This window comes from Streptomyces sp. NPDC001056 (genome assembly GCF_053598955.1).
On record NZ_JBSFLI010000011.1, the window covers coordinates 171726 to 196644 of the forward strand.

Here is a 24919-nt window from a genome sequence, read left to right on the forward strand (position 1 = left end):
TTCATCCCTGGGTCTTCTGGATAGCTTCGCGAAGCACCTGGCGGTCGTCGAACGGACGGACCACACCGGCGATGTCCTGGCCCTGCTCGTGGCCCTTGCCCGCGACCAGCACGGTGTCGCCGGCCTGGGCACGGCCCACGGCGGCGGCGATGGCGGCCGCCCGCTCCTCGAAGAGGAGCACCTCGCCGCGCTCGTGCGCGGGCACGGAGGCCGCGCCCTGGAGCATGGTCGCGAGGATCGCGAGCGGGTCCTCGGAGCGGGGGTTGTCCGATGTCAGTACGGCCGTGTCGGCGAGCCGGGCCGCGGCGGCGCCCATCGGGGCGCGCTTGGTCCGGTCGCGGTCGCCGCCGCAGCCCAGGACGATGTGCAGCCGGCCCTTGGTGACCTTGCGCAGCGCCTTGAGCACCGACTCGACCGCGTCGGTCTTGTGGGCGTAGTCCACGACCGCGAGGTAGGGCTGCCCGGCGTCGACGCGCTCCAGGCGGCCCGGGACGCCCGGGACGGCGGCGATGCCGTCGGCGGCGGCCTGGGCGTCGAGCCCGGCCGCGGCGAGGGCGACGATGGCGGCGAGGGTGTTCGCCACGTTGAAGGGTCCGGCGAGCGGCGACCTGGCCTGCACGCGCTCGCCGCCCGGGCCGAGCACGGTGAACGTCGAGTCCAGCGGCCCGACCTGGACGTGCTCGGCGCGCCAGTCGGCGTCGGGGTGGCCCTCGGCGGAGTAGGTGACGACGGGGACGGTGGCCTCGGCGGCGAGGCGGCGGCCGTACTCGTCGTCCACGTTGACGACGCCGAGTTTGCTGCGTTCCGGCGTGAAGAGCTGTGCCTTGGCCCGGAAGTAGTCCTCCATGTCGGAGTGGAACTCCATGTGTTCCGGGCTGAGGTTCGAGAACACGGCGATGTCGAACACGCAGCCGTCGACCCGGCCGAGGACCAGGGCGTGGCTGGAGACCTCCATGGCGACCGCCTCGACCCCGCGTTCCCGCATGACGGCGAACAGGGCCTGGAGGTCGGTGGCTTCGGGGGTGGTGCGCTCGGACTTGATGCGCTCGTCGCCGATGCGCGTCTCGACGGTGCCGATGAGACCGGTGGACTTCGCGGTCCGCAGGCCGCCCTCGACCAGGTAGGCCGTGGTGGTCTTGCCGGAGGTGCCGGTGATGCCGATCTGGAGCAGACCCCGGCCCGGGTGGCCGTAGATGGTGGCCGCCAGTTCGCCCATCCGGGCCCGCGGGTCGGGCACCACCAGGACCGGCAGTCCGGTCGCGGCGGCGCGCTCGGCGCCCGTCGGGTCGGTGAGCACGGCGGCGGCACCGAGGCCGGCGGCCTGGGTGACGAAGTCGGCGCCGTGCAGGCGGGCGCCCGGGAGGGCGGCGTACAGGTCGCCGGGGCGGACGGCGCGCGAGTCGTGGGTGATCCCGGTGATCTCGGCGGTGGCGTCCGGGGCGACGGCACCCAGCTGATCGGCCAGCTCCGCGAGGGGTGCGGCGGAGACGTGGACCGGTCGCGGCGGTCCCGGATATGTCACGGAAGCGCCCTTCTGGGTGGTTTGGGACTGATCAGCGTGTGGCACGGCGGTGAGCGTACCGGGCGCACCACCCTCGGAGCTAAAAAGGGCCCCGCGCGCAGCGCGGTCCGGCGAGGGCGGCACCGGGGGGAGACGGGCGGGCGAGGGCTGGGGGCCGCTTCGGTTCCCGGGTCCTGGGGTGATCGTTGTCACTGGCTGAATCCTGTGCTTTCGACGCTGGTCAGGGCTTGTAGTCGACCGGCAGGTCGGCGGGCGGCGCGCCGGTGGGCGGGACCTGGAGGGTCTTCAGGGCGAACTCCATGACCTTCTTGTAGATGGGCCCGCAGATCTGGCCGCCGAAGTAGCCTCCGGAGGTGGCGTTCTGGATGGCGCAGTAGACCGTGATGCGGGGCTTGTCCGCGGGGGCGAAACCGGCGAAGGACGAGGTGTAGCCGCGGTACCTGCCGGTGGCCGGATCCACTCGGTTGGCGGTGCCGGTCTTGCCGGCGACGTTGTAGCCGGGGATGCGCGCGGAGATGCCGGTGCCCTGTTCGTCGTCGACCACGGACTCCAGCATCTCGGCGACCGACTTGGCGGTCTTCGCGCTGACGACCCTCGTCCGCTCGGGCTTCGGCGCGGGGGCGAACCGTCCGTCGGGGCCCTTGGTGCCGCGGATCAGGGTCGGCTGGATCCGGACGCCGCCGTTGGCGATGGTCGAGTACACGGAGGCGGCCTGGAGGGCGTTGATGGAGAAGCCCTGGCCGAAAGGGATGGTGTACTGCTGCGAGGTGGACCACTTCTGCGGCGGCGCGAGGATGCCCGGGGTCTCGCCGGGGAAGTGCAGCCCCGTGTAGCTGCCGATGCCGAACTTGCGCAGGTACGAGTAGAGGACCTTGTTGGCCTGCGCCTGGGTCTTGCCGAGCTGGCCGGCGGCGAGGATGGTGCCGATGTTGCTGGACTTGGCGAGCACGCCGTTGAGTGTCAGGTCCCAGGTGCCGTGGTTGACGTCGTCCTGGAAGAGCCGGTCGCCGCGGTGCAGCCGGTTGGGTACGACGACGTGGGTGAGCGGGGTCGCCGCGTTCTCCTGGAGGACGGCGGCCATGGACATCACCTTGGCGGTGGAGCCGGGCTCGTAGGCGTCCTGGAGGGCCGCGTTGCCGAGCGCGTTCGGGTCGGCCTTGGAGAGGTCGTTGGGATCGAACCCCGGCGCGTCGGCCATGGCCAGGATCTGGCCGGTGCGGGTGTCCTGGACGACGACGTAGCCGCGGTCGGCCCTCGACTTCTTCACCTGCTCGGTGATCGCGTTCTGGGCGGCCCACTGGATGTCACGGTCGATGGTCAGCTCGACGTCGGAGCCGGGCACGGCGGGCGTCTCGGCGGAGCCCGCGGTGGGCACCTCGCGGCCGCCGGACTGGGCGTAGCGGATCTTGCCGTTCTTCCCGGCCAGCTGCTTCTCCAGCATCTGCTCGATGCCGCCGCCGCCCTGGCCGTCGGCGTTCACCCAGCCCAGTATCCCCGCGGCCAGGTCGCCGTTGGGGTACACGCGCTGGCTGCTGGGGTCGGCGAAGACGCCGGCGAGGACGTTGGCCGTGCCGGGCTTCTGGGACAGGGCCGACTTCAGGTCCTTGATCTGCTTCCAGACCTGGGGGGTCTGGCGGGTGGCGAGCCGGGCGTAGCGGGAGTTCCGGTCGGCGGGCCGCAGCTTCTTGACCAGCGCGGCCTGGTCCTGGCCGAGGATCGGCGCGAGCAGCGCCGCGGCCCGTTCGGGACCGTCGTCGATCTTCAGCTGCTTGGCGCTGAACATCGTCGGGTCGGCCGTGATGTCGTAGGCGTCCTCGCTGACGGCGAGGGCCACCCCGTTGCGGTCGGTGATCCCGCCGCGCTCGGCGGCCAGCGTGTGGACGACGTACCGGTTGACCTCGGCCTTCGCGGCGTACTCGCCGGCCTCCACGGCCTGCACCTGGAGCAGCCGCACCACGAAGGTGAGCAGCACCAGGCCGAGGGCGAGGCCGACCAGGCGCAGCCGGGGCCGGGGGCTGCCGAGCCGCAGCGGGCGCTGGGCGGGCACCCGGCCCGCGCTCGGGCGCCGGACCGGTCGGGCGCCGGGCCCTGGCTGCCTGCGTACGGCACCCTGCGGCCGCGACGGCTTCGCGGGCCGGGGCACGCGGCGGCGCGGGGGTTCCCTGTCGGACACTTCCGTCACCTGCCGGGGGTCGGGGTGGGAGCGGACTGGGGGGTGGTGAGCGTGGAGGTCGTCCGCGTGGTCGCGGCGGGGGCCGGGACCACGGGCGTGGCGCCGTGGGGCTGGAGCGCGCCCGGCCGCGGGGCCGCGCTCGGTGACCCCCTCGCCGGGGCGGGGGCGGCCGGGAGGCCGGGGGGTGGGGTCAGGGTCAGCGACTCGGGGGCGGGCGGGCCGTCGAGGACGGCCGCCTCGGGCGTGGCGGCGCCGGGTACGCCCCGGACCGTGCCGTTCGGATCGAGGAAGGCGGGGTCGCCGCCGGGGACCATGCCGAGTTCACGGGCCCGGCGCTGGAGCGCGTCGGGGGACGAGTAGGCGTCGATGTCCCGTTGGAGGGCCTGTTGCTCGTCGGTGAGGCTCTTGGTCTGCTTCTGCAGATCGGCGAGTTCGAAGGAGCCCTCGCTCAAAGCGGAGTTCAGGACCAGCAGCCCGATGAGGCCGCCGCCGAGGAGCAGGACGACGAGGAGCACGAACGGGGTGCGGGCCGCCTTGGCGCGGCCCGCCGGGAAGAGCCGGGCGAGGCGGGCGGCCCTCCCCTTCAGTTCGGGTTTCCTAGGCACCGCTCCCCCAGTGAGTCCCGGAGACCAACCCACCCGTCTGGCTCACTCGGCGTCCTCCCTGATGCGCTCGGCGCCCCGCAGCCTGGCCGGGGCGGCCCGGCGGTTCTCCGCGACCTCTTCCTCGGTGGGAAGTTCGGCACCGCGGGTGAGCAGCTTGAGCCGCGGCTGGTAGCGCTCGGGCACCACCGGCAGTCCGGGCGGCGCGGTGTTCGCGGCCCCGGCCGCGAACACCTGTTTGACCAGCCGGTCCTCCAGCGAGTGGTACGACAGTACGGCGATCCGCCCGCCGACGGCCACGGCCTTCACCGCGGCCGGGACCGCCCGCTCCAGGACGGACAGTTCGCCGTTGACCTCGATGCGCAGCGCCTGGAAGGTGCGCTTGGCCGGGTTGCCGCCGGTGCGCTTGGCGGCCTGCGGGAGGGCGTCGCGGATGACCTCGACGAGCCGGGCGCTGTTGCTGAACGGCTCCTTCTCGCGCTCGCGCACGATCGCCCCGACGATCCGCTTGGCCTGCTTCTCCTCGCCGTACGCGCGCAGGATGCGCACGAGTTCACCGGCCGGGTAGGTGTTGAGGACCTCGGCCGCGCTGATGCCGGTCGTCTGGTCCATGCGCATGTCGAGCGGCGCGTCCTGGGCGTAGGCGAAACCACGGTCGGCCTCGTCCAGCTGCATGGAGGAGACCCCGAGGTCGAACAGGACGCCCTGGACGCGCGGGATGCGCAGCCGCTCCAGGACGTCGGGCAGCTCGTCGTAGACGGCGTGCACCAGGGTGGCCCGCTCGCCGAAGGGTGCGAGGCGCTCCCCGGACAGGCGCAGCGCCTCCTTGTCCCGGTCGAGGCCGATCAGCCGGACCTCGGGGAACCGGGTCAGCAGCGCCTCGCTGTGGCCGCCGAGGCCGAGGGTGCAGTCGACGACCACCGCTCCCGGGCGCTCCAGGGCGGGCGCCAGCAGGTCCAGGCACCGCTGGAGCATCACCGGGACGTGTCGACTCTGGCTCAAGGGGGCCTCTCATTCCGGCGAAGCGGCGTGCGCACCGCCGGCCCGCCGGCTCGTGAACAGGGGGCGGCCGCCGCCGGAAGCGTCAGCCGACCGGGAGCGGAAGGAGGCCGAGCCGTACGTACGCGCCGCGCACGCGGGGAGACGGTCGGGCGGGTGCCGGGTCTCCGGGGGTTTCACCAGCAGGGAGAGCCACGTCTCCCGCTTCGCGTCACTTTAGTCCACGGTGTCGCGCGGTCAATCAACCGGCCTGCGCGTCGCGCAGCGCCTGCCGACGGACGCCGTTTTTCGAACGGATTCACCCTTCCGGTCCAGGTTTGCCGTCCGTATGGGGTAGCTCACAACAAGCCACGATGACGTTCTTTGTCCGCTCTCACAGCAGGCCCCGTCCACAGGTGACCAGTAACGTCATGAGTATGACGACTTCCGCAGCAGTTCCCACTGGATCCGAAGGCGCCATAAGCGGCAGCGCCACAGTGACCGACCGCCTGGTGGAGGCCAACGGGCGGTACGCCGCCGAGTTCACCGATCCCGGCATGGATGCCCGTCCGGTCCTCAAGGTCGCCGTCGTGGCCTGTATGGACGCCCGTCTCGACCTGCACGCCGCCCTCGGCCTGGACCTGGGCGACTGCCACACCATCCGCAACGCGGGCGGCGTGGTCACCGATGACGTGATCCGTTCCCTGACCATCAGCCAGCGGGCGCTGGGCACCCGCAGTGTCGTGCTCATCCACCACACCGGCTGCGGTATGGAGACGATCACCGAGGAGTTCCGGCACGACCTGGAGATGGAGGTCGGCCAGCGCCCGTCGTGGGCGGTGGAGGCCTTCCGGGACGTCGACCAGGACGTACGGCAGTCGATGCAGCGGGTGCGCACCTCGCCGTTCCTGCTGCACACCGACGACGTGCGCGGCTTCGTCTTCGACGTGCGCACCGGCGCGCTGCGCGAGGTCGACCCGGTCTGACCGGCGTTCCCTCCGGCCGCGCAGGCCGCTCCGGGCCCTTCCCGCCCGGCTTCCGCCCCCGTCGCGATCCACACCGAAACGTATCGAAAGCGTGGCCGAAAGGGCCGTACGACCGACATCGTGCGGGCAGTTGTCCACAGGCGCTGACACGAATCGGTAACGGCAGCAAGAATGCGGTGTGGGACATCGCGCGGAACCATTTCCGCGTGGTGTCCGTGTTTCGGGGTGGGCCGGCCGCGATCACGCGTGCCGGCCCTGGAAGAACGGGCCGAGGAGGGCCGGGTGACGACCTATGACGGTCGAGAGAACCTCAGCGATCTGAGCGCCACGGTGGAGCGGGTGCGCGGTTCGGTGGAGGGCGTGATCGAGGGCAAGCCCGAGGTCGTACGGCTCGCGCTGACCGTGCTGCTCGCCGAGGGCCATCTGCTGATCGAGGACGTGCCCGGCGTGGGCAAGACGATGCTGGCCAAGGCGCTGGCTCGGTCCATCGACTGCTCGGTGCGGCGCATCCAGTTCACGCCCGACCTGCTGCCCTCGGACATCACCGGCGTCTCCATCTGGGACCAGCAGCGCCGGGACTTCGAGTTCAAGCCGGGCGCGGTCTTCGCGCAGATCGTGATCGGCGACGAGATCAACCGCGCCTCGCCCAAGACCCAGTCGGCGCTGCTGGAGTCCATGGAGGAGCGCCAGGTCACCATCGACGGGCAGACCTATGAACTGCCCAGTCCCTTCATGGTGGTGGCCACCCAGAACCCGGTCGAGATGGAGGGCACCTACCCGCTGCCGGAGGCCCAACGCGACCGCTTCATGGCCCGCGTCTCCGTCGGCTACCCGAGCATGGCGGCCGAGCTTCAGATGCTGGACGTGCACGGCGGGGCGAACCCCCTGGACGACCTCCAGCCGGTGGCGCACGCGCACGAGATCGTGAAGCTGGTCGAGGCGGTGCGCGGGGTGCACGTCGCCGAACCGGTGCGGCGGTACGCGGTGGAGCTGGTCGCCGCCACCCGTACCCACCCCGACCTCAGACTCGGCGCCTCGCCGCGCGCCACGCTGCACCTGCTGCGCGCGGCCAAGGCGTCCGCTGCCCTGGCCGGCCGGGAGTACGCGCTGCCGGACGACGTCCGGGAACTCGCCGTGGCCGTCCTCGCGCACCGGCTGCTGCCCACTGCCCAGGCCCAGCTCAACCGCCGCAGCGCGGAGCAGGTGGTGCAGGAGATCCTCCAGCGCACCCCGGTGCCCTCGGCCCCGGGCCCGCGCGGCGGACTCGACGGCGTCGGCCGCGGCGTCCCGGCCTATCCCCAGCAGCCCCCGCGGGGTCTGTGATGAGCGCCGGGGGGACGGAGGGGGCGGCGGCCGAACACGGGGAGGCGGGCGGGATCCGCACCGCGCTGGCCGGTCTGACCACCCGCGGCCGCTCCTTCCTGGCGGCCGGGATCGCCGCCGCGATCTGCGCCTATGTGCTGGGCCAGAGCGAACTGCTGCGGGTCGGCCTGCTGCTGGCCGCGCTGCCGCTGATCTGCGCGACGGTGCTCTACCGCACCCGCTACCGGGTCTCCGGCACCCGGACGCTCTCCCCCGCGCGCGTCCCGGCCGGCGGCGAGGCCCGTGTCCGGCTGCGGATGGACAACGTCTCCCGGCTGCCCACCGGGCTGCTGATGCTCCAGGACCGGGTGCCGTACGTGCTCGGGCCCCGGCCCCGGTTCGTGCTGGACCGGGTGGAGCCGGGCGGCCGCCGCGAGGTCTCCTACCGGGTCCGCTCGGACCTGCGCGGCCGCTATCCGCTCGGCCCGCTCCAGCTGCGGCTCACCGACCCCTTCGGCATGTGCGAACTCTCCCGCTCGTTCGCGGCCTTCGACACCCTCACCGTCATCCCCCGGGTGACACCGCTGGCCCCGGCCCGGTTCGGCGGCGAGGCCAAGGGCTACGGCGACGGAAGGCAGCGCGCCCTGGCCCTGGCGGGCGAGGACGACGTGATCCCGCGCGGCTACCGGTACGGCGACGACCTGCGCCGCGTGCACTGGCGCTCCACCGCGCGCTACGGCGAGCTGATGGTGCGCCGCGAGGAACAGCCCCGGCGCGCCCGCTGCACGGTCCTGCTGGACACCCGCGGCGGCGCCTACGAGGGAGCGGGCCCCGACTCGGCCTTCGAGTGGGCCGTCTCCGGCGCCGCCTCCGCTCTGCTGCACATGCTCGAACGCGGCTTCTCGGTGCGGCTGCTGACCGACACCGGCAGCGCGGTGCCCGGCGACAGCGCCGACGGCTTCGCGGGCGGCGGCCAGGAGGGCGCGGACGCCGCCGGGCTCATCCTGGACACCCTCGCGGTCATCGACCACTCCGGCGGCGAGGACCTGTCCCGGGCCCACGACGCGCTGCGCGGCGGCGACGAGGGGCTGCTCATCGCCTTCCTCGGCGACCTGGACGAGGAGCAGGCCACCACGGTCGCCGCCATGAGCCGCCGCAGCGGCGGCGCCGTCGCCTTCGTCCTGGACCCGGCCGCCTGGACCCGCGACCCGTCCGGGCCCCCACACCCCGACGACCCGCACCCGGACCGGCTCCACATGCTGCGCGACGCGGGCTGGACGGCCTTGGACGTGCCCCGCGGCGCCGCCCTCGACGAACTGTGGCGCCAGGCGGACCGGGAGCGGTCGGGCCTGGCCGCCGTGACGGGGGAGGCCCGGGCATGAGCGGGCAGGCGCGGTTGGCGCTGTGCGCGGCGGCGGCCACGCTGATGACGTCGTGCGCGTTGCTGCCCCTGGTGAACGGGCCGTCCTGGCTGCTGGAGCTGGTGCCGCTGGTGGTGGTGCAGTCCGGCGTGGGGGCGGTGGCGCGGCGGGTGCCGCTCGGACGGCCGTTGACCGTGGTGGTGCAGGCGGTGATCACCCTGGTGCTGCTCACCCTGGTCTTCGCCCGCGGGCACGCGATCGCCGGGCTGATCCCCGGCCCGGACACCTTCCCGTACTTCGCGGAGCTGCTGCGCCAGGGCGCGCGGGACGTGAGCCAGTACGCGATACCGGCACCGCTCACCGACGGCATCCGGCTGATGCTGATCGGCGGCGCCCTGCTGATCGGCCTGCTGGTGGACACCCTCGCGGTGACCTTCCGCAGCGCCGCCCCCGCCGGGCTGCCGCTGCTCGCGCTGTACTCGGTGGCCGCCGGGCTGTCCCAGGGCGGCCCCGACTGGCTGTGGTTCCTCGTGGCGGCGGGCGGCTATCTGATGCTGCTGCTCGCCGAGGGCCGGGACCGGCTCGCCCAGTGGGGCCGTGTCTTCGGCACGGTGCCCCCCGCCCAGGGCGGCGCGCAGGACGGCGGTGCCGTCGCCCCGGTGCGCACCGGGCGCCGGATCGGCGCGGTCGCCCTCGGGGTGGCCCTGCTGGTGCCGCTCGTGCTGCCCGCGATGCGGGGCGGCCTGCTGGCCGAGGACGGCACCGGGCCCGGCGCGGGCCCCGGCCGCGGCGGCACCATCTCCGCGGTCAACCCGCTGGTCTCGCTGCGCGACAGCCTGAACACCACGGACGACCGCACGGTGCTGTCCGTGCGCACCAGCACCCCCGACATCTCCGACCTGTACCTGCGGATCGTCTCCCTGGACGACTTCGACGGCACCACCTGGAAACCGGCCCAGCGGCACATCGTGGGCGTGCCGGACACGTTCCCGGCACCGGCCGGGCTGAACCCGGACGTCCGCCGGGACGCCACGCGGACCACGGTCAAGGCGGCGGACTGGTACGCCCAGGACTGGCTGCCCATGCCGTATCCGCCGAGCAAGGTGCGGATCGGCGGCAGCTGGCGGTACGAGCCGGTCGGCATGACGCTGGTGGGCGACCACGGCGAGACCACGCGCGGCAAGACGTACCAGGTGACCAGCCTGGACGTGCGGCCGACCGCGGAGCAGCTGGCGTCCGCGCCCCAGCCGCCGGCCGCGCTGCGGCGCGAGTACACCAAGGTGCCGGCCGCCCTGCCGAAGGTGGTGGCGCAGACCGCCCGGGAGGTCACGGCGGGCGCGAAGAACCACTACGAGGAGGCCGTCAGGCTCCAGGACTGGTTCTCCGTCGACGGTGGCTTCCAGTACGACACCCAGGTGGCGGTCGGCAGCGGGCCCGACGCCATCGCCAACTTCCTGCGCAAGAAGCAGGGGTTCTGCGTCCACTTCTCCTTCGCGATGGCGGCGATGGCCCGCACCCTCGGCATCCCGTCCCGGGTCGCGGTGGGCTTCGCGCCCGGCACCCCGCAGACGGACGGCTCGGTGACGGTGAGCCTGAAGGACGCGCACGCCTGGCCCGAGCTGTACTTCCAGGGCGTGGGCTGGACGCGTTTCGAGCCGACGCCGACGCGGGGCGTGGTGCCGTCGTACACCCAGTCGGTCTCGCCCGGGACCTCGCGGCCCGACCAGTCGCTGCCGTCCAAGCACGGCGGCGCGGAGCCGTCGGCCGCCGCGTCGGCTGGCGAGAACTGCACGAGCAAGCAGGGGGCGTGCGACGCGCCGTCGGCGGCGGCGATCCCCGCCGGGGGCGGCAGCGGTCCGGGCCTGTGGTGGTTCGCGCTGGCGGGTCTGGCCGTGCTGGTGGTGCTGGCCGTTCTGCTCGCGCCGCTGCTGTGGCGGGCCCGGCTACGGGCGCTGCGGCTCGGGGGGCACGCCCGCACCGACGAGGGGGCGGCGGCGCGCACACTGGCCGCGTGGCAGGAGCTGACCGACAGCGCGTGGGACCTGGGCATCCTGCCGGACGACTCGCTGACGCCGCGCGGCGCGGCCGACCGGATCATCCGCCTGGGCCGTCTCGACCGGGCGGCCGCCGCCGCGGTCCACCGCGTCGCCGACGCCCTGGAACAGGTCCTGTACGCACCCCGTCCTCGCCCGGCCGCGGGCGTGGCCGAGGACGTACGCCAGGTCACGGCCGCCCTCCACGACAACGCGACCCGCCGGGCCCGCCTCGGAGCCCGCTTCCTTCCCCGCTCCGCCGTGCGTGCCCTGTGGACGGCCTCATCCCACTGGTCGGCACTCCGCACCCGGGCCGCGTCACTGCGACCGCGCATCTCGGAACGCTGACCGCCCCGGGTGCTGCCGGGCCATGACGGCCGACGGCACCCGGGGCTCCCGAAAGGCAGCGGGACCGTGAACGAACGCCTGAGGGGTGACCACCTGTACCGGTGGTCACCCCTCGGGAAAACTCGGCCGAACCTGCGGAGCGCTACCGCCCCTGTTCGTCACGGCGTCTCTGCCACCGATCCTCGATCCGGTCCATCATGGACCGCTTGGTCCTCAGCGGGCGCCGTACGGCGCCCGCGGGTCGTTCCCCCGGCTTGGGTGCCTTGCGCCAGCCGGTGACGGCGAGCACCGCGCATCCGAGCATGACGAGAAAACCGACGACGCTGACCCAGATCAGCTGGGCGACCATTCCGGCCATGAGGAGCGCGATACCGACGAGGAAGCCCGCGACCGCCTGGTAGACCCGCCGCCGGGTGTACGTACGCAGCCCGCTTCCCTCAAGCGCTGACGCGAACTTGGGATCTTCGGCGTACAGCGCTCGCTCCATCTGCTCGAGCATGCGCTGCTCGTGCTCCGAGAGCGGCACGGAGTCCTCCTCATCGTGCGGTCGCCGGGGCGACCCGGGGGGTCCCTTCAGGATAGGCAGGGAATCGCCCCCGTGAAACCCGCCCCTCTGCGCCAATTGACCAACCGGGGTCCCGTCATGGCCGTCCCGACTCGCCGATGCTTCCCTTCCCCGGCGGCCGACCCGTCATGCCGGGTGGTGTACCTCGATCATACGGCGCAAACCCCACGATCGGGGGTCTTGTGCTGTACTCCATCCGCCGCCGATGCCCTGATCAGCGGCGGGTCGGCCCCGTGCTCAGACCTCGGCGGCGCCCGGCGTCTCGCCGAGCACGTGCAGCTGCGTGGCCACGGAGTGGAACGCGGGCAGCTCGGCCGCCGCCGCCTCCAGCCGCAGCAGCGCGTCCAGCGCGGCGGGTTCGGTGTCCACCAGGACGCCGGGCACGAGGTCGGCGAAGACCCGCACGCCGTGCACCGCGCCGACCCGCAGACCCGCGCCCTCGACCAGGGCGGTCAGCTGGTCGGCGGTGAAGCGGCGCGGCATCGGGTCGCCGGGGCCCCAGCGGCCTTCGGGGTCCTGGAGGGCGTGCCGCGCCTCGGTGAAGTGGCCGGCGAGGGCGCGGGCGAACACCGCGCCGCCGAGCCCCGCGGCCAGCAGGCTGAGGACGCCTTCGGGGCGCAGGGCCGCGACCGCGTTGCGCACGCCCTCGGCCGGGTCGTCCACGTACTCCAGGACGCCGTGGCACAGCACCGCGTCGTAGCCGCCGCGCTCGACCACGTCGAACAGGCCGTGCGCATCGCCCTGGACGCCCTTGACCCGGTCGGCGACGCCGGCCTCGGCGGCGCGGCGCTCCAGCGCGAACAGCGCGTTCGGGCTGGGGTCGACCACGGTCACACGGTGGCCGAGGCGGGCGAGGGGCACGGCGAAGTTGCCGCTGCCGCCCCCGGTGTCGAGGACGTCCAGCGCGTCCCGTCCCGTCGCCTTGACCCGCCGGTCGAGGGCGTCCTGGAGGACCTCCGAGACCACGGCGGTTCGCAGCGAGGCGCGGGTGCCGGAGCGGTCGGAGCGCAGCGACGCCGTATGCGGCTGGTGAGGGGAGACGGGAGGGCGCATCGGGTCCGACACGGCAGTTGGCTCCTCGGCATGGCTGGACGTCTTTCAGGCGTCTCCACCCTATTGCCTCCGGCGCTCTGCCTGGTCATCGCGGGGGTCGCGGCGGTGTCCGTCTCGCTCGGCGGACGCCGGACGCACCACCCGTGCTCAGCCCGCATCCGGTAGGTCACCGCGGGCCCCCGCGCCGTCCGGGTCGCCGGGGTCCCGGCGGGACCGGGGCAGGACCGGCCGGAGGACGAGCATCCGCTCCACGAGGCGCAGGAACATCGCCACGTCCCGTATCAGGTCGTCGGCGTCCCGTCGGCTCGCGGCGCCCCGGATGCCGGCCTCGGCGCGTGCGCGGCGGGCGGCACCGGAGGCGAAGAGCGCGCTCCACTCGGTCAGTTCGGGGGCGATCTCGGGCAGCACCTCCCAGGCGCTGCGGATGCGGGCGCGGCGCCGCGGGGACGTCTCGGGGCGGCCGCGGGCGGCGAGCACGGCGGCGGCGGTGCGCAGGGCGGCGAGGTGGGCCGTCGCATACCGCTCGTTCGGCGCTTCCAGGGCGGCGGCCTCCGCCAGCCCGGCGCGGGCCTGGGCGAGCAGGCCGAGGGCGGCGGGCGGGGCCGTGGCCCGCCGGAGCACGGGGTGCACATCGCTCGCCGGGCCGGACCAGGAGAAGGCGGCGCCGGTCGGCGAGAGGGCGTGGCCGGCCGAGGAGGAAGCCGCGCCGGTGCGCGGGGAAGCGGCGCCGGTGCGCGCGGGGGCGGCGGCGGCCGGGGAGGGGACGGGGCCCGCCGGTGCGGGGGTGGCGCCGGTCAGTGAGGGGGCAGGGCCGAGGGCGCGGCGCCGGGGTGCGGCGGCTGCGGACGAGTGGGCCATGACGAACCTCCTGTCGTCTGGGTGACGGCACGGGTGCCGTATGTGCCCATCGTGAGGTATGCCACTGACAATCGGTTCCGACCTGGGCTTTTGCTTCGATCGAAGGTTCGGCATATTTTTGAACTGACCAGTCAGTGCAAGACACGACCGCAGGGGGGCTTGTGGACGGCGCGCACGTCACGGCCGAGGACCTCGGGCTCAGGGGACCACGGGGGTGGGCCTTTCGCGGCGTCACCCTCGACGCGGAACCCGGCTCGCTGATCGCGATCGAGGGACCGTCCGGCTCCGGCCGTACGTGTCTGCTGCTCACGCTCACCGGACGGATGAAGCCCACCGAGGGAGTGGCCACGGTCGGCGGATCCACACTCCCCCGGCACATGGCGGCCGTGCGCCGCGTCAGCGCGCTCGCCGACGTGGCCGGGGTGACGGACCTGGAGCCCGCCCTGACGGTCGGGGAGCACCTGCGCGAACGCGCCCTGCTCCAGCACCGGTTCGGCGACTCCCTGCGCGAGCTGCTGCACCCGGGGGCCGGACGCTCGCACGAGGCACGGCTGCGCGTGGACGCGGCGCTCGCCGCCGCCGGGCTCGACCCGAAGACCCTGCCCAAGGGCTCGCGTACGGCGGTTCGCGACCTGGAGCGGGTACAGGAACTGCGCCTGTCCGTCGCCCTGGCCCTCATCGGCCGGCCCCGGCTGCTGGGCGTGGACGACCTCGACACGAAGCTGTCGGACGCCGAGCGCGCCGAGGTGTGGGACCTGCTGCGGTCCCTGGCACGCTCGGGGACGACGGTCCTGGCGGTGTGCCGCACCGCCCCCGAGGACTGCGTCGTCGTGTCCACGAACCGGAGCACCGCGAGCGAGAACACCACGCGCCGCGACGACGCCGAGGAGGACGCCGATGCGCTCGCCTAGGCTCGCCGCCCTCGAACTGCGCCGCTTCGGACGCGGGAGACTCCCCCGCGCCGCCCTCGTCGCACTCCTCGTGCTGCCCCTGCTCTACGGCGCCCTGTACCTGTGGTCCTTCTGGGACCCGTACGGTCGCCTGGACCGCATCCCCGTCGCACTGGTCAACGACGACAAGGGCGCCACGGCGGGCGGCAAGAAGGTCGCCGCGGGCGACGACATCGTGGCCGCACTGCGCGACAGCCGGACCTTCGACTGGCACGAGGTGAGCGACGCGGAGGCCCGCGAGGGCGTCGAGAACGGCACGTACTACCTGTCGCTCACCATGCCGGCGGACTTCAGCGAGCGCATCGCCTCCAGTTCGGGCGGCTCCCCGGAGACCGGCGCGCTCCAGGTGCGCACGAACGACGCGAACAACTACATCGTCGGCCAGATCTCCCGCACCGTCTTCAACGAGGTGCGCGCGGCCGCGTCCGGCAAGGCCTCCCGGAGCTTCCTGGACAAGATCTTCATCTCGTTCTCCGATATCCACGACAAGACGGTCACGGCCGCCAAGGGCGCCGACAAGCTGAACACCGGCCTGGGGAAGGCGGAGAAGGGCTCCAAGGACCTCGCCGACGGGCTCACGGACGCCAAGAGCGGCAGCGGAAGGCTCGCCAAGGGCATCAAGAAGCTGCACACGGGCTCCGGTGACCTCCAGGAGGGCTCCCGGCAGGTCGCCGACGGCACCCAGGCGCTCGCCGACAAGGTCGACGGCCTCTACGCCCAGGCGGGCCCCTTCCTGAAGGACAACGAGAAGACCATCGGGGACACCGCGGGCCTGGTCGCCGACTCGGCCAAGACGGTCCAGGACAATCTCGACGTCCTGGTGAAGCACGCCCCGCAGGCCGCGAAGAGCGCGCACCTGTCCGCCGCCGTCCTGGCGGACGTCTACAGGGCGCGCTGCGAGACCGCACCCGTCCCCGACCCGCTCTGCCCGCAACTGAAGAAGGCACGGCAGGCGGCCCAGGACGTGGCCGGCGTCGCCGACGACCTCGACACCCTCGTCGCCGACCAGAACGGCGACCTGACGACCATGCGGGACAACCTGGGCACCCTGCGGAAGCAGGCCCTCGCCCTCCAGAAGAGCGCGCCCCACCTCTCGGAGGACGTCAGCGACGCCGTCAAGAAGATCGACAAGCTGAACGACGGCGCGCAGCAGGTCGCCAAGGGTGCCAAGAAGCTGCACACCGGCCTGGCCACCGCCGACACCGGTGCCACCGCCCTGGACGCGGGCATCGGCACGGCCAAGACCGGCGCGCGGACCCTCGACGGCGGCCTCTACAAGCTGACGGACGGCTCCGGGAAGCTCGCCGGGGGGCTGCACGACGGCGCCGGGAGGATCCCCGACTACGACAAGCACGACCGCGACCGGCGCACCGGCGTGATGGCCGACCCGGTCCAGCTGGCCTCCCACGACCTGCACAAGGCGCCCAACTACGGCACCGGGTTCGCCCCTTACTTCATCCCGCTGTCCCTGTGGGTGGGCGCGATGGTGGCCTACATGCTCATCGCGCCGCTCAACCGGCGTGCCCTGGCGGCCGGTTCGTCCGCGTGGCGGATCGCGCTCGCGGGCTGGCTGCCGGCGGTCGCGGTGGGCGTGTTCCAAGTGGGCGCGCTGATGGCCGTCCTGCACTGGGCGATCGGACTGCAGATGCTGCGGGCGGCCGGCACGATCGGCTTCCTGTTCCTGGTCACCGCGTGCTTCGCGGCGATCGTGCAGTGGCTCAACGCCCGCTTCGGCGCGGCCGGCCGGATCCTGGTCCTCGCCCTGCTGATGCTCCAGCTGACCTCGGCGGGCGGCACCTATCCGGTACAGACGAGTCCGGGCTTCTTCAACGCCATCCACCCGTTCCTGCCGATGAGTTACGTCGTGGCGGCGCTGCGCCGGCTGATCACGGGCGGCGGGCTCGGGCCGGTGTGGCAGGCGTGCGCGGTGCTGACCGCGTTCACCGTGGGCGCCCTCGCGCTGACCGCGCTCGCGGCCCGGCGCCGGCAGGTGTGGACGCTGGACCGGCTGCATCCGGAGCTGAGCCTGTGAGCCCCGGTCGGGCCCGGCCGGCCCGCGTACCTGTGAGAATCGGTGCCATGGAAAGCAGCAGCGCCAGGTCCGGCGGCAGCACGCGCCGGGAGGCCACCCGGCAGAAGCTCTACGAGGCGGCCGTCACGCTCATCGCCGAGCAGGGCTTCTCCGCGACCACCGTGGACGAGATCGCCGAGCGGGCGGGGGTGGCCAAGGGCACCGTCTACTACAACTTCGCGAGCAAGTCGGTCCTCTTCGAGGAGTTGCTGCGGCACGGGGTCGGCCTGCTCACCGCGTCCCTGCAGGAGGCCGCGGAGCGGACCGCGCGCGAGGGCGGCGGCAAGGTGGACGCCCTGGACGCGATGATCCGCGCGGGCCTGGTCTTCATCGACCGCTACCCGGCCTTCACCCAGCTGTACGTGGCCGAGCTGTGGCGCACCAACCGCGCCTGGCAGTCCACGCTGACGGTGGTGCGCCAGAAGGCCGTCGCCGTGGTCGAGGGCGTGCTGCGCGAGGGCGTGGCGGCGGGCGAGTTCAGCGAGGAGATCGACGTCCAGCTGACGGCGGCCGCGCTGGTCGGCATGGTGCTGGTGGCCGCGCTCGACTGGAAGTCCTTCCAGCCGCAGCGCTCCCTGGACGACGTCCACGCGGCCCTGTCCCGGCTGCTCCAGGGCCGGGTCAGCGGCAGGGTCTGAGCCCGGCCGGCACCCGGGGTCCGCGCCCGGGGCGGCACACGGAAGGCGCCGGTCCACTGCCGGACCGGCGCCTTCACGCTCCCCCGTGCTTCTCCCCCGTACTCCCCCTGGGTCGCGGCCAGGCGGCGGGCACCGTTCCGCCGCCCCGTGCCGGCGGTGCCGGGCCGCGCCCCCTTGCCGTGCTCCACTCTCCCGTCCCGGCCCCTCCCTGCCCATCCGTGCGCCTACTCATCCCGGGGCCTAGGTACACGTACTCAGACCTGCGTGTACATGCCCAGGCGCACGGTCCCGGGCATCGCTACGATCGCCTGCGTGTCCGTACTCCCCCTCGTCTTCACCAGTGGCTGGGCCAGCGGCATCAACGCCTACGCGGTGGTGCTCCTGCTCGGCCTGTTCGGCGTGACCGGGGTGAGCGACGACGTCCCCCAGGCCCTCCAGCGGCCCGAGGTCCTGATCATCGCGGGCGTGCTGTTCCTGTGCGAGGCGGCCGCCGACAAGGTGCCCTACGTCGACTCGGTATGGGACTCCGTGCACACGGTGATCCGGCCGGCCGCGGGCGCCTGGGTGGGCGCGCTGCTCGCCGGGCACAGCGGCTCGTACTCGGAGGTGGCGGCCGCGCTGATCGGCGGTTCGACGGCGCTGGCCAGCCACTCGGTCAAGGCCGGTACGCGGATGGCGGTCAACGCCTCGCCGGAACCGTTCAGCAACATCGCGCTGAGCATCGGCGAGGACCTGGGCGTCGGCGCGGTGGTCTCCTTCGCGGTGTTCCATCCGGAGGCGGCCGCGGTCGTCGCGGCGGTGCTGCTGGCCGCGGGGCTGGCCGCGCTGTTCTTCCTGATCTCCCGCATCCGGCGCTTCCTGCGCCGCCGCGCCCAGCGACAAGAGGAGCGCCGCCTGGCCTCGCGGGTGCCCTGAGCTGCGAGGACCCCGCCCGGCGACCGGATTGTCGGTGGTGGTCGCTAAAGTCGCGGACATGGCACGGATCGCGGTGATGGGCGCCGGCATGGGCGCGATGGCGGCCGCCGCCCGGCTGGCCGTCGCGGGCCACCGGGTGGTGGTGTACGAGCGCACGGACACGTACGGCGGCGCGGTGGGCCGGTTCGAGCGGGACGGGTTCGGCTTCGACACCGGCCCGGGGCTGCTGACGTTGCCCGCCGTCTACCGCGACCTGTTCGTCAAGACCGGCAAGGAGCCGCTGGAGGACCGCGTCGAACTGGTCCAGGTCGACCCGTCCGCGCGGCACCTGTTCGCCGACGGCACCGAGGTGTCCCTGCCGAACGCCTCGCGCGCGGGTGTCGTCGCCGCGCTGGACGAGGCACTGGGCGGCGGCGCGGGCGGCCGCTGGGGGGACTTCCTGGTGCGGGCCCGCGAGGCCTGGGACCGCACCCGCCGGCCGCTCCTGGAGGAGCCCCTGTGGTCCGACTGGCAGGTGCTGACGGAGAAGGAGCCGTACCCGGCCGTCCCGCACAAGCGGCTGCTGCGCACCCGGCGGGCGAGCACCCTGGCCGAGATCGGCGCCTGGGAACTGCGCGACCCCCGCCTCGCGGCCCTGCTCGCGGGATACGCGCTGGCCTACGGCGTCGACCCGGACACGGCCCCGGCGAGCGCCGCCGTGCTGCCGTACATGGAGCACGCCTTCGGCACCTGGTATGTGCGCGGTGGCATGAGGGAGTTGGCGCGCGCGGTGTACGAGCGGTGCCTGGCGCGGCGGGTGGAGTTCGTCTTCGGCGCCGAGATCACGCGGGTCCTGCAGAAGGACGGCCGGGCCACGGGGGTCGAGCTGGGTGGGGGCACCGTGGCCGAGGCGGACTTCGTGGTCGGCGCCGAGCCCTGGCGGCTGGGCGGCCTGGTGGAGGGGACGGCGTACGGGCCGGGGGCGGTCGCTCCGGAGCCCGAGGACCGGTTCCCGGGGCGGATGGTGGTCTGCCTGGCCCTGCGCGGCGCGCGCGAGCCCGGGGCCGCGCATCGCACGGTCGTGCACTCGGCCGACGCCGAGGGCGAACTGGACCTGTTCCGGCACGGGACCCCGCCCGCACTGCCGACGGTCCGTATCGACCGGCCGGACGACCCGGCGCTGCGCCCCGACGACGCGCACGAGTCGATGGTGCTGACCGCGACGGTCCCGGCGGCGACGCGGTACGACTGGGGCGCGCCCGGTGTCGCCGACGCGTTCGCCGAGCGCATGATCACCACGGCCGAGCGCGCGGTACCGGAGCTGCGGGAGCGGATCCTGTGGCGCGAGGTGCGCACCCCCCTGGACACCGCGCGGGAGACGGGCGCGACGGGCGGAGCGGTCCCGCCGCCCGCGCTGGCCGCCCCGCGGGGCTCACTGCACCCGGCCAACGCCACGGGGGTCTTGGGCCTGTTCGCCGTCGGCGGCTGGTCCCACCCGGGCGGCGGTCTGCCGCACGCGGGCATGTCGGGTGCGCTGGTGTCGGGCCTGATCGTGGAGGGCCCGGACTTCCGGGGCTCGCAGTGACCGGGACGCGAGGCCGGCTGCTCCCGGCACCCGGCCCGCGCCCGACCGTGGCCGAAGCCGGCCCGGGGCGGGGCCTCGCCCGTGCCTCCGGTCCGGTCGGCGCCGCGCCTCAGTAGCGGTACTGCTCGTCGTACCCGGCGCCCGGCTGCTGCTGGCCGTGACCCTGGTAGGGATACGGCTGCTCCTGCGGGAGTTCGCCGCCGTGGGTCTCGTCGGTGCGCTGCTGCGGGACCCAGACGCCGCCGGGCGGGGTCTGGCCGTAGCCGCCGCCGGCGTACGGGTCCTGGGCGTAGTCCTGCTGGCCGTACTGCTGCTGGGGCTGGGCGTAGCCGGGGTCGTAGCCGGTGCCGGCGTAGGACTGGCTGCCGATGTAGGGGTCGGAGTAGTTGGCGTAGCCCTGCTGGGGGGCGCCGTCGTAGGCGTAGCCCTGCTGCCCGTAGCCCGCGTAGTCGTAGGGCTGGCCCTGTTGGGGGACGGCGGCGGTGTCGCCGTAGACGCCGTAGTTGCCGGTGTCCTCGGGCATGGGCTGCGGCTCGTAGACGGCGGTGGCGTCGGCGGCCGGGGGGCGGCCGGGCGCGAAGACGTCGTCGCGGTCGTAGTCGTCGTAGGCGTCCGGGGCGGGGCCGCCCTGGCCGTACGGGTCCTGACCGGGAGCCAGGTCGTCGTCGGCGGGGGCGGGGACGTCCGCCGGTTCGTGGCGGTCGGCCCGGCCGCGGCGGCGCTTGCTGCCGCGGGACTCCACGGCCTCCGCGTCGGGACGCCGGACCGCCCAGCCGGCCGCGAAGCCGCGGCGGAAGGACAGCGTGACGAGGGTCTGGCCGACCGCGAAGGCGATCGCGCCCGCCCCGATCACGAGGACGGACGGCATCAGGACGCCGACCACCACGCCGAGGAAGCCCGCGAAGGCGAGCAGGCGCCAGCGCAGGCGCGCCTTGTACTGCAGCAGTACCTCGCCGAGCAACCACAGCGCGACGACGCCGAACGCGATGTAGAGGACCGTCCAGCCCATGTACGCCCCTCTCCCAGTGGCCGTTACGCAGTGTGTCGCAACAGGGTGCGGCAGGTCTAGGCCTGCGGGGGGTGGTGCAGGCCCAGGTTCTCGTAGATCTCCAGGGTCGCCGTGGAACTGTTGAGCGTGATGAAGTGCAGTCCGGGCACGCCTTCGGACAGCAGTCGCGCACAGAACTCCGTGGCGAAGTCGATACCGATGGAGCGTACCGCCGCCGGATCGTCCTTCGCCGCGAGGATCCGCTCTCTCAGGGCGTCCGGGAACCGGGCGTTGCTGAGCTTGGGCAGCCGCTCCAGCATCCGCACGCTCGTGACCGGCAGGATCTCCGGGATGACCGGGGTCTCACAGCCCGCGTCCGACACCCGGTCGCGCAGCCGCAGATAGGACTCCGGCTGGAAGAACATCTGGGTGATGGCGTAGTCGGCGCCCGCGCGGCACTTGTCCACGAAGTGGGCGACGTCGGTGTCCCAGTCCGCGGAGCGCGGGTGCATCTCCGGGAAGGCGGCGACGCCCACGCAGAAGTCGCCCGACTCCTTGATGAGGCGCACCAGTTCGGCCGCGTAGGTCAGGCCCCGGGGGTGCGGCACCCACTCGCCCATCGGGTCGCCGGGCGGGTCGCCGCGCACGGCGAGCATGTTGCGGATCCCGGCGTCCGCGTACTGGCCGATGATGTTGCGCAGTTCGGCGATGGAGTGGTCGACCGCCGTGAGGTGGGCGACCGGGGTGAGCGTGGTGTCGGCGACGATCTGCTGGGTCTCCTTGACGGTGCCCGCGCGGGTCGAACCGCCGGCGCCGTACGTCACCGAGACGAAGTCGGGGGCGACCGCCTCGACCCTGCGCAGCGCGTTCCACAGGTTCCGCTCGCCCTTGGGCGTCTTCGGCGCCGAGAACTCGAAGGAGTACGTGGTCTTGCCGCCGGCGAGCATGTCACGCACGGTACGCGCGCGATCAGTCCTGGTGGATGCGGTTCCGAGGGCCATACCCGCAGGTTAGCCAGGGGACGCCGGTCCCCCAACCGAACACCGGAAATTTGCCCGAATTGTCGACTTGTCGTCCACGCCTTGGGACGGACTGCCGCACAACGGGGTCTCGGCGGTGCCCTCGGCGAGGCTCAGACCTGCCGCAGCCGCTTCGCGAACCCGGCCGCCGCGGCACCCGGGTCGTCGGCCTCGGTGAGCGCGCGGACGACGACCACCCGCCGGGCACCGGCCGCCAGCACCTCGTCCAGGTTGCCGAGGTCGATGCCGCCGATGGCGAACCAGGGGCGTTCGGTGCCGAGGGCGGCCGTGTACCGGACCAGGTCGAGGCCCGGGGCGGGCCGGCCGGGCTTGGTGGGGGTGGGCCAGCAGGGCCCGGTGCAGAAGTAGTCCACGCCCTCCTGGACGGCGGCCGCGGCGGCCTCCTCCTCGGCGTGCGTGGAGCGGCCGATCAGCACGTCGGGGCCGAGGATCGCGCGGGCCGCGGGGACCGGCAGGTCGCCCTGGCCGAGGTGGAGCACGTCGGCCCCGGCGGCGTGGGCGACGTCGGCCCGGTCGTTGACCGCGAGGAGCCTGCCGTGCCGGGCGCAGGCCTCGGCGAAGATCTCCAGGTACGCCAGCTCCTCGGCGGCCTCCATGCCCTTGTCGCGCAGCTGCACGATGTCGACACCCCCGGCCAGCACCGCGTCCAGGAACTCGGCGAGGTCGCCCTGGCGCCTGCGGGCGTCCGTGCACAGGTACAACCGGGCGTCGGCGAGTTCGGCGCGGGCGGTGTCGGACATGCGTGGGTCCCCCCGGGGGTGGTGTGTCTGCTGGGTCGGCGGGCGGCGTACGGCGCACGAGGCGTCGTACGCCACCCCCTCAGGTGGTCGGGCTCAGACGGCGAGCGCCTGGGCGCGGCGCTTCACCTCCGTGCCGCGATTCTCGCTGAGGGCCTGCGCGGGGGTGCCGGGCAGGGTCGGGTCGGAGGTGAAGAGCCATTCGATCATCTCTTCGACCGTGAAGCCGTCGTCCCGCAGGAGCGTCAGGGTGCCGGACAGGCCCTTGACGACCTTGTCCCCGTCGATGAAGGCGGCGGGGACGTGCAGCGCGCGGTTCTCACCTCGGCGTACGGCGATGAGCTGGCCCTCCTTGACCAGCTGCCGGACACGCGTCACCTCGACGCCGAGTTGTTCGGCGATGTCGGGGAGGGTGAGCCAGGCGGGGACGAGAGCGTCGATCTTCGTGTCAATCTCGGTCACGGGTACAGCGTAGGCGTTCGACGGGGGGTGGTGCCTTATGTCGCGTTCGACCGCGGCTCCGTCAGGGTGCTTCGCGCCCGAGCAGCCGCGGATCGATGCCGCCCCGCGGCACCGGCTAGTCCGCCGTGGCGTCCTTGAGCGGCCGTCCCGGGTCCGCCAGCGCCTCCGCGTCCATCGTGCGGCCCGCCTCGATCAGCTTCCGGCCCTGGGCCAGATCCCTCGGGCGGCCCACCGCCAGGAGGGCGACGAGGCGGCCCTCGCGCAGCCAGCACACCGTCCAGGCCGGACCCTGCGGGTCCCCGCGCCAGACCAGTCGGTCGGCGGCGGCGTGGTGGCCCGCGTACTGGACGAAGCGGCCGAACTGCTCCGACCAGAAGTACGGCACCGGGTCGTAGACGGCGGTCTCGCCCAGGATGTTGGCGGCGACGGTGCGCGGGCCCTGGAGGGCGTTGTCCCAGTGGTGGACGAGCAGCCGTTCGCCGTAGCGGGCCGAGGGGAAGGAGGCGCAGTCGCCGACGGCGTACACGTCGGGCGCGGAGGCGCGCAGCCGGGCGTCGGTGACGACCTCGCCGAACGCGCCCAGTTCGATGCCGGAACCGGCCAGCCAGGCCGTGGCGGGGCGCGCGCCGACGCCGACGACGACGGCGCCCGCGGGCAGCCGGGTGCCGTCGGCGAGCACCACCGCGCCGGGCTCGACGCGCTCGACCCGCGCGCCGGTGCGCAGTTCGGCGCCGCTGTCGGCGTACCAGCCGGCCATCGGGGCGGCGACCTCGGCGGGCAGCACCCCGGCGAGGGGCCGGTCGGCGGCCTCCACGACGGTCACCGCGCAGCCCGCCTCCCGGGCGGCGGTGGCGAACTCGGCGCCGATCCAGCCGGCGCCGACGACCACGACGTCGTGCTGGAGGGCGAGCACGGGCCGGAGCCGTTCGGCATCGTCCATGGTGCGCAGCAGGTGCACCCCGGGGACGCCCTCGGTGCCGGGCAGGGTGACCGGCTCGGCGCCGGTGGCCAGCACCAGGACGTCGTACGGCACCGGGCCCGTCTCGGTGTCCAGTTCGTGGTCGGCGGGGCGGACGCCGAGGACCTCGCAGCCGAGCCGGAGGTCGACGCCGAGCGAGTCGAAGTCGAGGTCGAAGGCGGATCCCTCGGCCTTGCCGAGCAGGACCGCCTTGGACAACGGCGGCCGGTCGTACGGCTGGTGCGGTTCGGCGCCGATGACGGTCACGTCGCCCGCGAAGCCCTGTTCCCGCAGCGCGACCGCGGTCTGCACCCCGGCCATGCCCGCGCCGACGACGACCACGCGCCGCGTCCCTGCCGTGCCCTCCCGGGCTGTCTGCTCGCTCACCCGATCACCATAGACAGATGACGATCAGTCAGTCAGCGGGCGTGCGCGGTGACCTGTTCCACGACACTCGTGCCGGAGCCCGGACCGGACTCCCACTCCCACGTCTCCTCCAGGCGCACCCGGCCGTCGGGCAGCTCGACGACCGTGGACACGCAGTGCCCGCAGGCGGTGGTTCCGTCGGTCCGCAGCTGCACGTAGCGGAAGTCCAGGCGGTCCCCCGCACGGGTGCCGACCAGATGGCCGCGGACGATGTCGCCGCCCTGGTACTCGGCCCAGACCTCGCCGTCCTTCTCGTGGTAGGCGAAGCGGGTCCGCGTGCCCACCTGACCTGCGGACTGGTCGGCGACGGGGGCGAGGACGAGTCCGTCCAACGACAGGGGCATGACCGAGGGCTCCCTTACGGGTGACGAGGGGGGCGGGCTAGGGTG

22 protein-coding genes are annotated in these 24919 nt (G+C 73.7%); 9 read left to right on the forward strand and 13 right to left on the reverse strand.

Annotation, left to right across the window (positions count from 1 at the left end; all coding sequences use genetic code 11):
* Position 1: 1 nt before the first annotated feature.
* From ACWDD7_RS16150 to rsmH, 4 genes are all read right to left on the reverse strand, one after another.
* Positions 2-1522, reverse strand: a complete 1521-nt coding sequence (locus ACWDD7_RS16150; RefSeq protein ID WP_450457753.1) for a UDP-N-acetylmuramoyl-L-alanyl-D-glutamate--2,6-diaminopimelate ligase — start codon at positions 1520-1522, stop codon at positions 2-4.
* Between the two features lie 220 nt (positions 1523-1742).
* Positions 1743-3695 carry a peptidoglycan D,D-transpeptidase FtsI family protein gene (locus tag ACWDD7_RS16155; protein WP_450457754.1) on the reverse strand — a complete coding sequence of 651 codons (1953 nt, stop codon included), beginning with the start codon at positions 3693-3695 and terminating at the stop codon, positions 1743-1745.
* Between the two features lie 5 nt (positions 3696-3700).
* Positions 3701-4300: a septum formation initiator family protein gene (locus tag ACWDD7_RS16160; RefSeq protein WP_450457755.1), complete on the reverse strand. Its 600-nt coding sequence runs from the start codon at positions 4298-4300 to the stop codon at positions 3701-3703.
* A 42-nt stretch (positions 4301-4342) separates the two neighbouring features.
* On the reverse strand, positions 4343-5299 hold the full coding sequence (gene rsmH, locus ACWDD7_RS16165; RefSeq protein ID WP_450457756.1) for a 16S rRNA (cytosine(1402)-N(4))-methyltransferase RsmH: 957 nt from the start codon (positions 5297-5299) through the stop codon (positions 4343-4345).
* A gap of 413 nt (positions 5300-5712) precedes the next feature.
* Between rsmH and ACWDD7_RS16170 the strand changes: the two genes are divergently transcribed.
* The 4 genes from ACWDD7_RS16170 to ACWDD7_RS16185 all read left to right on the forward strand — a co-directional run bounded on the left by ACWDD7_RS16170 (position 5713) and on the right by ACWDD7_RS16185 (position 11305).
* A complete protein-coding gene (locus tag ACWDD7_RS16170; protein WP_392211205.1) occupies positions 5713-6261 on the forward strand; it encodes a beta-class carbonic anhydrase in 549 nt (182 codons plus the stop codon).
* 282 nt (positions 6262-6543) lie between these two features.
* Positions 6544-7584 (forward strand): AAA family ATPase, encoded by a 1041-nt coding sequence (locus ACWDD7_RS16175; RefSeq protein WP_450457757.1) that lies wholly within the window; start codon positions 6544-6546, stop codon positions 7582-7584.
* A complete protein-coding gene (locus tag ACWDD7_RS16180; RefSeq protein WP_450457758.1) occupies positions 7584-8945 on the forward strand; it encodes a DUF58 domain-containing protein in 1362 nt (453 codons plus the stop codon). Before ACWDD7_RS16175 ends, ACWDD7_RS16180 begins: the two co-directional genes overlap by 1 nt.
* A complete protein-coding gene (locus ACWDD7_RS16185; protein ID WP_450457759.1) occupies positions 8942-11305 on the forward strand; it encodes a transglutaminase family protein in 2364 nt (787 codons plus the stop codon). The genes ACWDD7_RS16180 and ACWDD7_RS16185 overlap by 4 nt, the downstream gene beginning before the upstream one ends.
* Positions 11306-11447: 142 nt before the next feature.
* Here ACWDD7_RS16185 and ACWDD7_RS16190 read toward each other — a convergent pair whose 3' ends face one another.
* From ACWDD7_RS16190 to ACWDD7_RS16200, 3 genes are all read right to left on the reverse strand, one after another.
* Entirely contained in the window at positions 11448-11831 is a 384-nt protein-coding gene (locus ACWDD7_RS16190) for a DUF3040 domain-containing protein (protein ID WP_351881041.1), read from the reverse strand.
* Positions 11832-12107: 276 nt separating this feature from the next.
* Positions 12108-12935: a class I SAM-dependent methyltransferase gene (locus ACWDD7_RS16195; protein WP_351881038.1), complete on the reverse strand. Its 828-nt coding sequence runs from the start codon at positions 12933-12935 to the stop codon at positions 12108-12110.
* A 135-nt stretch (positions 12936-13070) separates the two neighbouring features.
* Entirely contained in the window at positions 13071-13781 is a 711-nt protein-coding gene (locus ACWDD7_RS16200; protein WP_450457760.1) for an SAV_6107 family HEPN domain-containing protein, read from the reverse strand.
* 161 nt (positions 13782-13942) lie between these two features.
* Here ACWDD7_RS16200 and ACWDD7_RS16205 point away from each other — a divergent pair, with 161 nt between their 5' ends.
* The 5 genes from ACWDD7_RS16205 to ACWDD7_RS16225 all read left to right on the forward strand — a co-directional run bounded on the left by ACWDD7_RS16205 (position 13943) and on the right by ACWDD7_RS16225 (position 19919).
* The gene (locus tag ACWDD7_RS16205; protein WP_450457761.1) at positions 13943-14692 is read left to right on the forward strand and encodes an ATP-binding cassette domain-containing protein; all 750 of its coding nucleotides are present in this window, start codon (positions 13943-13945) and stop codon (positions 14690-14692) included.
* A complete protein-coding gene (locus tag ACWDD7_RS16210; RefSeq protein WP_450457762.1) occupies positions 14679-16763 on the forward strand; it encodes a YhgE/Pip family protein in 2085 nt (694 codons plus the stop codon). The genes ACWDD7_RS16205 and ACWDD7_RS16210 overlap by 14 nt, the downstream gene beginning before the upstream one ends.
* 47 nt (positions 16764-16810) lie before the next feature.
* Positions 16811-17440, forward strand: a complete 630-nt coding sequence (locus ACWDD7_RS16215; protein WP_351881029.1) for a TetR/AcrR family transcriptional regulator — start codon at positions 16811-16813, stop codon at positions 17438-17440.
* A gap of 312 nt (positions 17441-17752) precedes the next feature.
* Positions 17753-18355, forward strand: coding sequence for a DUF4126 domain-containing protein (locus ACWDD7_RS16220; RefSeq protein ID WP_392211195.1), 603 nt, complete (start codon positions 17753-17755; stop codon positions 18353-18355).
* Between the two features lie 58 nt (positions 18356-18413).
* On the forward strand, positions 18414-19919 hold the full coding sequence (locus tag ACWDD7_RS16225) for a phytoene desaturase family protein (protein ID WP_450457763.1): 1506 nt from the start codon (positions 18414-18416) through the stop codon (positions 19917-19919).
* Between the two features lie 109 nt (positions 19920-20028).
* Here the strand turns inward: ACWDD7_RS16225 and ACWDD7_RS16230 are convergent, their stop codons facing one another.
* The 6 genes from ACWDD7_RS16230 to ACWDD7_RS16255 form a co-directional block, all read right to left on the reverse strand.
* The gene (locus ACWDD7_RS16230) at positions 20029-20928 is read right to left on the reverse strand and encodes an SCO2102 family sporulation regulator (protein ID WP_450457764.1); all 900 of its coding nucleotides are present in this window, start codon (positions 20926-20928) and stop codon (positions 20029-20031) included.
* Between the two features lie 56 nt (positions 20929-20984).
* Positions 20985-21908 (reverse strand): methylenetetrahydrofolate reductase [NAD(P)H], encoded by a 924-nt coding sequence (metF, locus tag ACWDD7_RS16235; RefSeq protein ID WP_450457765.1) that lies wholly within the window; start codon positions 21906-21908, stop codon positions 20985-20987.
* Positions 21909-22039: 131 nt separating this feature from the next.
* Positions 22040-22687 carry a thiamine phosphate synthase gene (gene thiE / locus ACWDD7_RS16240; protein WP_351880010.1) on the reverse strand — a complete coding sequence of 216 codons (648 nt, stop codon included), beginning with the start codon at positions 22685-22687 and terminating at the stop codon, positions 22040-22042.
* A 93-nt stretch (positions 22688-22780) separates the two neighbouring features.
* On the reverse strand, positions 22781-23146 hold the full coding sequence (locus ACWDD7_RS16245) for an Rv2175c family DNA-binding protein (RefSeq protein ID WP_450457766.1): 366 nt from the start codon (positions 23144-23146) through the stop codon (positions 22781-22783).
* A 115-nt stretch (positions 23147-23261) separates the two neighbouring features.
* Positions 23262-24491 carry an NAD(P)/FAD-dependent oxidoreductase gene (locus tag ACWDD7_RS16250; RefSeq protein ID WP_450457767.1) on the reverse strand — a complete coding sequence of 410 codons (1230 nt, stop codon included), beginning with the start codon at positions 24489-24491 and terminating at the stop codon, positions 23262-23264.
* 32 nt (positions 24492-24523) lie between these two features.
* Complete coding sequence (locus ACWDD7_RS16255; RefSeq protein WP_351880017.1) at positions 24524-24874, reverse strand: hypothetical protein; 351 nt, start codon at positions 24872-24874, stop codon at positions 24524-24526.
* Positions 24875-24919 lie beyond the last annotated feature (45 nt).